The 12,267-nt window shown below is 51.4% G+C and carries 10 protein-coding genes; 5 read left to right on the top strand and 5 right to left on the bottom strand.

Annotated elements, in window-relative coordinates; translation table 11 throughout:
- The first annotated feature begins 220 nt into the window (after nt 1-220).
- The 5 genes from ACFMKP_RS01075 (at nt 221) to ACFMKP_RS01095 (ending at nt 5,872) form a co-directional block, all read left to right on the top strand.
- Nucleotides 221-1,408, top strand: coding sequence for an acyl-CoA dehydrogenase family protein (locus ACFMKP_RS01075; protein WP_382288253.1), 1,188 nt, complete (start codon nt 221-223; stop codon nt 1,406-1,408).
- Between the two features lie 132 nt (nt 1,409-1,540).
- The gene (locus tag ACFMKP_RS01080; RefSeq protein ID WP_382288256.1) at nt 1,541-2,164 is read left to right on the top strand and encodes a class I SAM-dependent methyltransferase; all 624 of its coding nucleotides are present in this window, start codon (nt 1,541-1,543) and stop codon (nt 2,162-2,164) included.
- Nucleotides 2,165-2,357: 193 nt separating this feature from the next.
- On the top strand, nt 2,358-5,051 hold the full coding sequence (locus tag ACFMKP_RS01085; RefSeq protein ID WP_382288258.1) for a protein kinase: 2,694 nt from the start codon (nt 2,358-2,360) through the stop codon (nt 5,049-5,051).
- Nucleotides 5,051-5,332 carry a hypothetical protein gene (locus ACFMKP_RS01090; protein WP_204754886.1) on the top strand — a complete coding sequence of 94 codons (282 nt, stop codon included), beginning with the start codon at nt 5,051-5,053 and terminating at the stop codon, nt 5,330-5,332. The genes ACFMKP_RS01085 and ACFMKP_RS01090 overlap by 1 nt, the downstream gene beginning before the upstream one ends.
- Before the next feature lie 18 nt (nt 5,333-5,350).
- Nucleotides 5,351-5,872, top strand: coding sequence for a peptide deformylase (locus ACFMKP_RS01095; RefSeq protein WP_382288261.1), 522 nt, complete (start codon nt 5,351-5,353; stop codon nt 5,870-5,872).
- Here the strand turns inward: ACFMKP_RS01095 and ACFMKP_RS01100 are convergent.
- The 5 genes from ACFMKP_RS01100 to guaA form a co-directional block, all read right to left on the bottom strand.
- Nucleotides 5,864-6,211 (bottom strand): hypothetical protein, encoded by a 348-nt coding sequence (locus tag ACFMKP_RS01100; RefSeq protein ID WP_382288263.1) that lies wholly within the window; start codon nt 6,209-6,211, stop codon nt 5,864-5,866. The genes ACFMKP_RS01095 and ACFMKP_RS01100 overlap by 9 nt on opposite strands.
- A 12-nt stretch (nt 6,212-6,223) precedes the next feature.
- Nucleotides 6,224-6,832 carry a CobW family GTP-binding protein gene (locus tag ACFMKP_RS01105; RefSeq protein ID WP_382288266.1) on the bottom strand — a complete coding sequence of 203 codons (609 nt, stop codon included), beginning with the start codon at nt 6,830-6,832 and terminating at the stop codon, nt 6,224-6,226.
- A 30-nt stretch (nt 6,833-6,862) separates the two neighbouring features.
- A complete protein-coding gene (locus ACFMKP_RS01110; RefSeq protein WP_382288269.1) occupies nt 6,863-7,885 on the bottom strand; it encodes a hypothetical protein in 1,023 nt (340 codons plus the stop codon).
- 32 nt (nt 7,886-7,917) lie between these two features.
- Complete coding sequence (locus ACFMKP_RS01115) at nt 7,918-10,551, bottom strand: LuxR C-terminal-related transcriptional regulator (RefSeq protein ID WP_382288271.1); 2,634 nt, start codon at nt 10,549-10,551, stop codon at nt 7,918-7,920.
- A gap of 79 nt (nt 10,552-10,630) precedes the next feature.
- A complete protein-coding gene (guaA, locus tag ACFMKP_RS01120) occupies nt 10,631-12,175 on the bottom strand; it encodes a glutamine-hydrolyzing GMP synthase (RefSeq protein WP_382288274.1) in 1,545 nt (514 codons plus the stop codon).
- Nucleotides 12,176-12,267: the final 92 nt, after the last annotated feature.

Consider the following 12,267-nt stretch of genomic DNA (forward strand, 5'->3'; position numbering starts at 1 on the left):
AGCCCATAGCCAAATTCCCTCTGCGCCGCTGTGTTAAAGCCTTTCTTCGTGTCCTTCGTGTTCTTCGTGGTTAAAACAGCTTTTTGATTTCTGCCTTTTGCCTTTTGATTTTCCCTTCATCCCTCATAATTCATCCTTCATCCTTCTCAAAACTGTGGTATAGTAATAACGCAGTGCGTCATCCTCGATCCGACGCAAAATCATAGAAGGAGATCCATCAATGACGATGCAAGAGCATACCAACGATCCCGCCTTGGACTTCTACCAATTTGATTTGCTGTTAACGCCTGAAGAGCGCGAAGTCCGTGATCGGGTGCGCAGCTTTATGCAACGTGAAGTTAAGCCAATCATCAACGAATATTGGGAGAAGGGCGAATTTCCGTTCGAATTGATTCCCAAATTGGCTGAACTCAAGGTCTGTGGCGGCACGATTCAGGGCTATGGCTGCCCCGGTTTATCGAGTGTGGCAACTGGCTTGGTTGCTGCCGAAATGGCCAAGGTCGATGGCTCGGTCTGTACCTTTTTTGGCGTAACCAGTGGCTTGGCAATGTCGAGCATCTACTACTGCGGCTCGGAAGCCCAAAAAGAATATTGGTTGCCCAAATTGGCCTCGATGGAAAAAATTGGCGCATTTGCCCTCACCGAGCCACATAACGGCTCAGATGCTTCGCATATTCAAACCACGGCACGGCTTGAAGGCGACCACTATGTGCTCAACGGCGAGAAACGCTGGATTGGCAATGCCTCGTTTGCCGATGTGATTATTGTTTGGGCACGCGATGAAGCAACCAACCAAGTCAGCGGCTTTTTGGTCGAAAAAGATACGCCTGGTTTTGAAGCGACGGTGATGCACGGCAAAATTGCCAAGCGCGCGCTTTGGAATGCAGAAATCAAACTCGACAATTGTCGTATTCCTGCCAGCAATCGGCTTGAAAAAGCCCGCTCCTTCAAAGATACCGCCGTTGTGCTGGCCAATACCCGCTTTGGTGTCGCATGGGAAGGCGTTGGCCATGCCCAAGCAGCCTACGAAATGGCTTTGCGTTACAGTCAAGAACGCAAGCAATTTGGCAAGCCAATTGCTGGCTATCAACTCATTCAAGAAAAATTGGTCAAGATGTTGGCCGAAGTTGTGGCCATGGAATTGACCACCTGGCGCTTGAGCGTGCTGCGCGACCAAGGTTTGATGACCGATGGTCAATCGTCGCTGGCCAAGATGAACAATTCGGCCAAGGCCCGTCAAATTGTGGCGCTGGGACGCGAAATCTTTGGCGGCAACGGCCTGTTGCTCGAAAACCATATTGCGCGCCATTTTGCCGATATGGAAGCGGTCTATACCTATGAGGGCAGTAACGAGATCAATACGCTCGTCGTTGGCCGCGAAATTACTGGTGTGGCCGCCTTCGTCTAAATCGCAATCAATTCGGGTTTTCAATCGCAGGCCGCTTGGTCTGCGATTGGGCGTTAAAGTGCATCAAATGGCCGATGTTGGCTTGGCTGTGGCTTGCTATCCTCAAGGCTTGATAGATTACAGGAGCAGCCAATGTCGATTCAAAACGCCTATAATCAATGGGCTACGAGCTATGATAGCGACCATAACCGCACCCGCGACCTTGATCAGCAATTGATGCGCGAGCTGTTGCAGGGCCAAGAGTATCAAGCAATTTTGGAGTTGGGCTGTGGCACGGGCAAAAATACGCAGTTTTTTAGCACGCTTGGGGCTGAAGTTGTGGCGCTGGATTTTTCAGCAGGCATGCTTGAACAAGCCCGCAGCAAAATCAATGCAGCCCATGTGCACTTTCAGCAGGCAGATTTAACTCAAGCATGGCCAGTCGCTAGCGGCCATTTCGCTTTGGTGGTGACAAATTTGGTGCTTGAGCATCTGGCTGATCTCGATCATTTTTTCGCTCAAGCCAGCCAAGCTATGAGTGCCAACGGGCAATTAGTCGTTTCCGAATTACACCCGTTTCGCCAGTATCAAGGCTCGCAAGCTCGCTTCCAAGGCCAAGAAGGTATCATTCAGGTTCCGGCTTTTACCCATCATATCAGCGATTTTTTGCTGGCGGCGGCCAAGGCTGGCTTGCAGTTGAGCCAATTGCACGAACATTGGCATAACGATGATCTGAATCAACCGCCGCGTTTGCTCACGTTGCGCTGGCACAAATAGGCGAACGCTGGCAGAGATTGTGCTAACAATCACCATTAATTGCAGCGCTTGAAACACCACTCCAACCAAGTGCGTAGAAGCGCCAACATACTCTCAGCAGAATCTCAGCTTACTCGCCCCTGCAACTATTCACAAAAGCCCTGAGATCGTCTAGACTGAGCCGACACAATGAATTATTGTGAGGTCTTTTTATATGCAAGATCCCCAGTTGATTGGGCGCATGCTCAATCATTTCAAAATTGTTGATAAACTTGGTCAGGGTGGGATGGCGATGGTCTATCGTGCCTACCAAGAAAACCTCAATCGCACGGTGGCGCTTAAATTGTTGCCCCCAGAGATGACCTTTGACCAAAGTTATATTGCGCGCTTTCAGCAAGAGGCGCGGGCAGCAGCTGGGCTTGAACATACCCATATTGTGCCTATCTACGAAACTGGCCAAGCTGAAGGCTTTCACTACATCGTGATGAAATACATTGAGGGCAATACGCTCAAGGAAAATATTGAGCAAGAAGCCCCAATGTCGGTCAATCGCGTGTTGGAGTTGCTTGAGCCAATTGGCAAGGCGCTCGATTATGCCCATAGAAAGGGTGTCATTCACCGTGACATCAAGCCCTCGAATGTGATGATTACGCCAGAAGGTTGGGTCTATTTGACCGACTTTGGCTTGGCGCGTGGCGGCAGCAGCGACTCTGGGCTAACCCAAATTGGCACGGTGATGGGCACGCCTGAATATATGTCGCCGGAGCAGGCCCAAGGTTTGGCAGTAGGCGCGGCGAGCGATTTGTATTCGTTGGCAATTATGGCCTATGAAATGCTGACTAAGCAAATGCCATTTGTGGCCAATAATCCCCAAGCAGTGCTGTTGGCGCGGGTTATTCGGGCACCGCGAGCGCCAAGTGATTTGGTGCCAACGATGCGTTCGGCGGTTGAAGATGTATTGATGAAAGCTTTGGCGCGCACGCCCGAAGCACGTTATGCAACCGCTGCTGATTTTTTTGAGGCCTTGCGCCAAGCCAACAATGGGGCGCAGCCAAACATTCCTGCAACGCCAGCCTTTGTGCCAAACCAACAACCACAGTATGCGCCAACGCCAAGTTACCCAGCAACTCCGATGAGTAACCAACAGGCGGCTGTGCCACCGTATCAGCCAACGCCGCTGAGTAATCAGCAGGTTCGGCCTAGCTATCCAAGCAATCCAAGCAATCAACAAGTGCCAATGTACAACCAATCGCCGTATGATGGCTATGTAGCGGCTAATACCCAAGCCACCAAGCCAGCGATTATGCCTGTCACTGGCCAAACCATGCAGTACCATCAGCAGCCAATTAGCCAACCAAGCCCGGCGGCCTATGCGCCAACAGCAACCGCTTCTTCCCAGCGCAACAAGCAAAAAATGACGATCTGGATTGGCGTAGGCGTTTTGTTGTTAATTGCGGCAGTCGTAGGCATTATTTTGGCCAATAGCAGCGATGCCGAAGATATTATTGCCCAAGGCGACGTAGCATTTGAACGGCGTGGCGGCTTGATCGAAGCGATCAATCTTTACAAAGAAGCAACCGCTGCCGATGATGAAAGCTTCGAAGCGCACGAAAAACTGGCGATTGCTTATCTGATGCGGGGCCAAACGCCTGATGCAAATGAGGCTATTCGCAAAGCAATTGCGCTCGATGCGAATCAAGCAAGCGGTCATGCGTGGCTCAGCCAAGTGCATTCAGATAATCGCCAGCATAACGAAGCCTTGGCCGAGGCCGAAGAAGCAGTGCGTTTGGATGGTAATAATCCTTTGGCTTATGTAGCGCGGGCCACTGCTCGCTCTGATGTTGGCAACGAACTTGGCGATAGCGATTTGCTCAAGCAAGCCTTGGCCGATGCCGATAAATCGATTGAGCTGGCAGCCAATCGGTCGCGCTTTGAACAAGCCATGGCCTATAGTGCCAAGGGCTATGTGCAGTGGGTCGTCTATCAGGACGAAACCAGTCGCGACGCTGGAGCTGGCAAAGAATATGTCGTCGATGGGATTGATAATTTCAATCGGGCGATTGGTTTACAAGAACAATTGCCGTTGCTGCGCAATAATATTGGCTATTTTTATGCTGAACAAGGACGAGTTGCGCTCTACTTAGGCGAATCGGATACTGCCGAGCAGCGTTTTGCCAAAGCCTATCAATCATTCGACGATGCTTTAGCGCTCGACCCGAATTATGGCCTGGCCTTTGCAGGCAAGGGCTGGACGCAAATTTACGAACGTAAATATGAAGAAGCGCAGCAATTCTTTGATCAGGCGCTTGAGCGCAACCCCAAAGATGCCAACGCATTAAATGGCCGCGCGCTGACCAACTGGTGGCTTGGCCGCAACAATTCGAGCGACCCGCAGAGCGATTATGAGGCGGCGATTCGCGATTATGAGGCAGCTTTGGCAGGCGCGCCATCGTGGCTTTCGGTCTATGTTGATTTAGGCTATGTCTATCTCTACGATACCAAAGATACCGATAAAGCGCTTGCAACCTTCAAAAAGGCTTTAGAGCGCGATCCCGATTACCCAAATGCGATTGCTGGGCTAGCTGATACCTACTACGAAACGCGCTATTATGACGAGGCCTTGAAACTCTACGAGCAAACAATTGACCTAAAGCCCGATTTTGCAACCGCCTACCTCGGCAAAGCCAATGTCTTGTACAATAGGAAAGATTACGATGCGGCAATTGATCAATACAGTACCGCACTCGAATACGATTCTTCGCTTAAAAACGCCTATATCGGCAAAGCCTATTGCTACCAAGGCAAAGGCAATATCGAAGAGGCGCGCAAAGTGCTCGACGATGGAATCGATTCGGTGTCGTATAATGATCAATCCGAATTAAAAGCTATATTGGATAAACTAAAATAATGCGAGCATTGATTCTCACACTTCCAGCAGTTATCATGTGCTGCGGCATCATTTGGATGGCCGCAGCAACCACGTTTTTCGCCAATCGTTCTGGTCGGGTGGCCGACCTGCGCAAATTATTTAGCCAGATGAGCCTCGGGATTGGGGCGGCGTTTTTAGTTTGGGCAGGGATCGTGATTATGCTCGATATTGTTAAAATTGCTTATCCAACGGTTTTTGCAATTGTTGGCGCGATTTTTCTGTTCCAAGGTTGGGCATTTAGCCGTTTCAAGCTATTCTAAAACACCAAGGAGCCTGCTATGGCGGTTGTACCACTGATCGAGCTTGGAAACCCATTGTTACGCCAGCCAGCAACTCCCTTCGTCGACCCAACCAGCCCTGAAGTAGCGCGAATTTTGAATGACATGCGCGATACCTTGGCCGATATGCGCCAACGCATTGGCTATGGCCGAGGTATTGCCGCTCCGCAAATTGGTGTGCTCAAACGCCTGATTTTGATCGATACCCCTGAAGCAAATTTGGTCTTGGTCAACCCCCGTTTTGAGCGCTGGAGCCGCGAGGAAGACGAGCGCTATGAATCGTGTTTTAGTTTTCCTGGCATTTGGGGGCTGGTGCAACGCCCGCTTGGCGTAACGGTCGTCGCCTATACCTTGGCTGGCGAGGAGCAACGGATTGAAGCCACAGGCAGCCTCTCGCGCATCATCCAGCACGAAATGGATCATCTTGATGGCTTTGTCTGGCTCGATCGTAATCCCGATTTGCATAGCCTCTGTACCACTCAAGAATATGAAAAACGCTACGTTAGTCGCGAATCACATTAATTGCTTGAGCATGGTTTGGGCTGCCTGAGCCGCAAGCTGGGCATGGCGATCATCAATGCCATAGACTGCAATGTAGATTGTAATCTCGGCCTTGGTTGCAGTAGCCAATGGCTTCGGTGCATTGCTCCACGAATTATGGCCATTAGCTTCGGTGCGCGAAACATAACACACCTGATCGCCTGTATCCAGCATTAATTTACAATGGCCAAGCCACTCAGGCGCGGCGGTGCAAATGCACTCGTCGGCGGTTTGCAAGGCGGCTTCAAACAGCGCTTGAAGCTGGTTGGTTGCTGCAAGTTCGAGTTGCTCAACAATCGTTGCTGCGCCAATTTCTAGCATGTGGTTGCTCCTTTAGCGCAATGGCTCACTAAATGCCCGTAGCATCAAGGTGGTTGCCGCCGGATCGTCGGCAGTAAACGGAATCACTGGCACATCGGGGCGCAAACTGCGAATCTCGGCGGCGACATGCTCAAGCACGCTTGGCTCTACTAAATCGCTTTTGGGCAATACAATCACATCGGCGAGATTAATTTGGCCGCGCAGCAAATCACCTAAGCCATAGCTATCGTGCCACATTTTGCCAAAGCGCACCGGATCGACCAAAGCAATAAAGCGCCAATTGATCTGGCTAATCATTGGGTGTTGCAAGCTGGCTTTGAGCAATTCAGGTTTGGCAATGCCGCTGGCTTCGAGCAGCAGCCAATCTGGCTCATAATGCTCGCTCAAGCGCTGCACCGTAATTTGCAAAGGCAAGGCCAAATCGCAACAGACGCAGCCAGCCCGCAATTCGCGCACGGTCATGCCCTGCGATTGCAAATAGCGACCATCGATGCCGACGCTCCCGCGCTCGTTTTCGATAATCGCCACATACTCGCCCCGATCAGCCAAGGCATTGGCGACCGCCAAGAGCAAGGTTGTTTTGCCTGTTCCCAAAAAGCCAGTTAATACCGCCGCGCGCATAGCCGTGCCCTCCGCTGAATCACCTTGGTATTATAGACCATGTGCTTGGCGAAATGCCGCCTCAGTCGCCGCCAATAATGCCTCGCGCTGCTCCAAGGACAGGTGATATTCGTGGTGCTTTAATGTATCAGGGTAGATTTGAATTGATTGGGCCTTGCTTTGGGCAATAATTTCAGTGAAAAAATTAAATGCTTGATTTTGATCACTATTGAATAAATTAGTTTTAATTGCATCCCACGCAGCTGCATAATCCACAATTGGTAAGGTTACTTGTTGATCAACGAGTTGCTGATATTGGTTAAAATCATAGCCATAGTGGTGCAAGCGCCAGCCAGGCCAAGGATGCGGCAATAATTGCAGATTTGGATTAATGTCAGCACTCCAGACATGCACAACCTGCTGTTGCAGATCAAGATGCAAACAATCAACTAACTCTTTATGCATTAGACTTAAATCAAATGTTTGATAGATTAAGTGCGGGTGCAAACCATCAAAAGCTTGCAGCGGAGTATAGAGCAAATTAAACACATCTTCGTGTAAAGGAAAGAAATACACTTGGCCATCATTAAACCGGATACTGAGCAAGGTCAACACCCTCGCATCAGCAGCAAGCACCTGAAACTGAGGTGGTTCTACTTGAGCCATCCGCTCTTTTCGATCATATATTAGCGGAAAGCGTTGGCAAAAATCATCGAATATCCCAAGATACAGCGCAAAATCATACATTTTGCGATACGCCCATTGAATCTTCCAACTAGGCCATTGGTAGCCCATACACTCAACCAAAATAGCTTGCTTGCTGAGATCTAATGGCTCATTCTCGCAACCAAAGAGCAGCACAACCTGCTTGAAGGGATCGATTAAGATTCCAGCCTCAATGCTATAGGGATCTGTCCATTGATCTGGCTCGTGTTGGGCTTGCAGGCGAATAAGTTTGAGGGCGTGTTCCGGCCCCCAAAAAACCTGAAACGGCAAAGTATTGGCGATCCAATGATCGTAATACAGCTCATAGCTGGTTTCAGTCACGATAACTAAATTGGCGCGATGCCCCATAGTGTTCTCCCTACACTCATTATTTTGATTGGTTAATGCAATAAACCTTCGTCGCGGGCGATTGCCACTGCTTCGGTGCGGCTGCGCGCATTCAACTTGCCGAGCAAATTATTGACATGGCGTTTAACTGTACCGATCGCAATGATTAAACGTTCAGCAATTTCGGCATTACTATGGCCCAACGCCAATAATTTCAGCACTTCGATTTCGCGTTCGCTGAGCGGCTCGTTGAGGCTTTGGGCGGCGCTGGCAGTGCTACTGTGTTGCAACATTGCGGCTACAATCGCTGCTCGTTGGGCGGCATAGCTCGTGCCTTCGCGCAGCAATTGGGCCAGCACTGGGCCTGCATCAAGAAAGCATCGCAACGCGCCTTCATGCTCGCTGATTGCTAAAGCTTGTTCGAGTTGGGTTTGGGCAGGCTTGGGGTTATTTTGGGCGGCATAGGCCAATGCTAAGCTCAACAGCCATTCCAACCGATTGCCGCCATATTTGAGCGTTTGTTGCAGCAATGGTTGAACGAGTTGAATCGCTTGGGCCGGCTCGTTATTGGCAATTAGCCAGCGGGCATAGGTATTGGCCGCGCCGACCTGCTGCCATTGCCAAACTGTTTGTTGAACGCTTTGCGCCCAACGTCGCACCGTAGCCAGATCGCCGAGAATCAAGGCCATGCGGGCTTGAGTGGCTTGCACTTCGTTGACAAAGCGCCCAACATTATTGCGTTGGGCAAAATGCAGCGCTTGCTCAATTGAGGCTTGGCTATTGCGCCGCTCGTTGTTGGCATGCTCAACTCGTGCCCGCAAACGATAGCCATCGGTGGCAATATCCAAATAGCCATTAATTTGGGCAATTGCAATTGCCTGCTCGGCGTGGGTTTGGGCTTGCTCAAGCTGGTTCCATTCGTAACAGACTTCGCCCAAGCCAACGTGAATTAAGCCCAAGGCTGGGACTTGATGCCAACCACGCTCGCTGGCTAGCTCAATGCCACGGCGATAGGTTGCGGCTGCCTTGCGCAAATCGCCTTGTTGCGCTTGAATCTGGCCAAGATCGGCAATCGCCAAGAGCATGGCAAAGGTGTTGCCACTGCGTTGATTGATCGTCACTGCATCGCTGGCCGCCGCCACGGCAATGGTTAAATTGCCAGTTAAGCGCGCCGAAACGGTTAAGTTGCCCAGCAAAATGCCGCGTAGCACCAAATCGTCGTGTTCGACGAGTTCAAGCGCTGCCTGCGAATGGCGCATCGAATGCTCGATATTATCGCCAAAGCGCAACAACACCGCTTCAATCGTGGCAATTTCGGCTTTGGCGCGGGCTTGCTCGGCTTGGGGCAAGGCTGCAAGCTGGGCGCTGGCTTGGTTCAGATGTTCTTCGATGCCCAAAATATCGACGGTTAGCAATTGCGACCAAGCTGCAATTAAGGCCAAATGGCTGGATTGGCTGAGTTGGCTGGCTGGCAAGCGCGCCAACCAATTGCGCACACTCAAAGCCTCGCCACGCATCAAGGCATCGCGGCCAAATTGGGCAATCAAATTGGTCGCTTGTTGATGATCGTTGGCTGCTAAACTGTAGCTAATCGCCGTGTTCAAATCGTTGTTGGCTGCATGCCAAGCGCTGGCGCGTTGCAAATATTCGGTTGGCGCTTGCGGATCGAGCTGCTGGAGCCGAAAACGCAAAAATTCGGCAAACAAATGATGATAGCGATACCAGCGCCGTTCATCATCGAGCGCGACCAAAAAGAGTTGGGCTGCCTCCAATTGCACCAGCATTTGCGCACCTGTGCCTGGCTGCCAATCTAAAAGCTGGTCGCATAAAGCTCCGGTCAAGCGTTCGGCTACGCTGGTAGCAAGCAAAAATTCAACCGTCGCTGGGTCAAGCCGATCGAGCACTTCTTCGGCCAAGTAATCGAAAATATAGCGATGGCTGCCGCTAAAGCCACTTAATAACTGTTGGACATTGGCCCGATCTTTGGCCGAAAGCGCTGCCAATTGTAGCCCAGCAACCCAGCCTTCGGTGCGTTCGGTCAGCCAATCGATCGTTGCTTGATCGGGCAAATCGCTGAGGGTTTGGCGCAGCAATTGGGTCGTTTCAGCAGAATTAAATCGCAGCACGTTGGCATCGATTTCGCTGAGGTAGCCGCGTCCGCGCCAGCGCCCCAACGGCAATGGCGGCACAGTTCGGCTGGCGATAATCAGGTGCAATTGGGTTGGTAGCTGATCGATGAACCAAGCCAGCGCCGTATGCACCACTGGTGTATCGATCCAATGATAATCATCGAGCACCAGCACAATTGGCGCGAGCTGAGCGACGCTAATTTCATTGATCAATAAGGTTAACACTGCTTCGATTGCTGGTTGCTGCAAGCCATTCAATAAGGCCAAGGCATTGCTGCCTAAGGCTGGTTCAAGCGTTTGCAGGGCGGCAATCAGATAGCGGGCGAAGCGAATTGCATCATTATCATTACTATCTAAGGTGAGCCAGGCAACGCGCTGGCGCTCAGCGGCCATTGCACTGAGCAAGGTGGTTTTGCCGCTGCCTGCGCTCGCGGTAATCAGGGTTACGCGCCCGCGAACGGCTAGGCGCTCAAGCACATGCTGGCGCTCAACCAGCGTACTTGGGGTGTGCGGAGCTGCCAATTTGGTCAACAAAACTAATTGATGCAAATCGCTCATAGTGCTCATTTGGCAACATAGACCACCGTAATTTGGTGGTCTATACTCCTGCTAGAATGGGTTTGATTCGGTCAGACAGTTATTCCCATTCGATAGTGGCTGGTGGTTTTGAGGAAATATCATAGACCACCCGATTGACCCCAGTGACTTCGTTAACGATCCGACTGGAGACTTTCGCTAACAGTTCGTAGGGCAAGCGCGCCCAATCGGCGGTCATAAAGTCCTCGGTGCTGACTGCGCGAATCGCAATCGTATCGGCGTAAGTGCGATAATCGCCCATTACGCCAACACTCTGAACTGGCAACAAGACCGCAAAGGCCTGTTGGGTAGCGCGATACAAGCCCGCCGCGCGCAATTCTTCAAGGAAAATCGCATCGGCATGGCGCAAGGTTTCCAAGCGCTCGAAGCTAATTGCGCCCAGCAAACGCACGGCCAAACCAGGGCCAGGGAAGGGATGTCGCCAAACCCAATCTTCGGGCAAGCCCAACGCCAAGCCTGCCGCGCGCACTTCATCCTTAAACAACATGCGCAATGGCTCGATGACCTTCAATTTCATATCAGCGGGCAAGCCGCCAACGTTATGATGGGTTTTGATCTTAACCGCCACGTTGCGATCTGGCGCTGTCGATTCGATCACGTCAGGATAGAGCGTGCCTTGCACTAAGTAGGCTGCATCGTCGAGGTTGCGGGCTTCACGTTCGAAAATTCGAATAAACTTCTCGCCAATGATTTTGCGCTTTTGCTCTGGGTCAGTTACGCCAGCCAGCGCGCCCAAAAATTCGTCGGCAGCATCAACCGTAATCAATTCAATTTGGAAGTGATCGCGGAAGGTGTGCGAAACTTGCTCGGCCTCGCCGCGCCGCAACAAGCCGTTATCCACAAAAATACAGGTCAAGCGCTCGCCGATGGCTTGATGCGCCAATAAGGCCGCCACCGCCGAATCGACTCCACCGCTCAGTGCACAAATCACTTGGCCACTTGGCGCTTGCTGCTGTATTCGCTCAACTGCTTCTTGGATAAACTGGCTTGGCTGCCAGCTACCAGCGCATTCGCAAATCCGGTAGATAAAATTGTGCAGCACTTGCTTGCCATAGGGCGAATGCACGACCTCGGGGTGAAATTGCAGCCCATACCAGCGCCGCGCTTCATCGGCAGCCGCTGCATAGGGCGAATTGGGGCTAACCGCAATTGGATGCCAGCCAGCAGGCAGGGTTTCCAAGCGATCGCCGTGGCTCATCCAGACCGAATGTTCGCTAGGAATATCGGCCAAGAGCGGCGATTCAGCAGTAATCGTGATCACGGCATGGCCAAATTCGCGATCGTTGGATGGCGCAACTTTGCCGCCTAAATGATGCGCCTGCAACTGCAAGCCATAGCAAATGCCCAAAACTGGCAAATTGCTGGCCAAAACCCAGTCTGGCAGCTGCGGTGCGCCTTCAGCATAGACGCTATTTGGCCCGCCCGAAAGAATCACGCCCTTGGGCTTGAGCGCGGCAATCGTCGCCTCATCGGCATCGAAGCGCACTAATTCGCTATAAACGCCCGCCTCACGAACCCGCCGCACAATCAACTGACTATATTGTGAGCCATAATCAAGCACCACAATTGCTTCATTCTGTGTCATTGTTTCCTCAGTTTGGCACAACAACGGCGTTGTTATTCTGGTTGAGCATACGATGCGGTTAGTTTAACATAGGAATGCAGAAGGTAGAACAT

This window comes from Herpetosiphon sp. NSE202, from assembly GCF_042688385.1.
GTDB lineage: Bacteria > Chloroflexota > Chloroflexia > Chloroflexales > Herpetosiphonaceae > Herpetosiphon.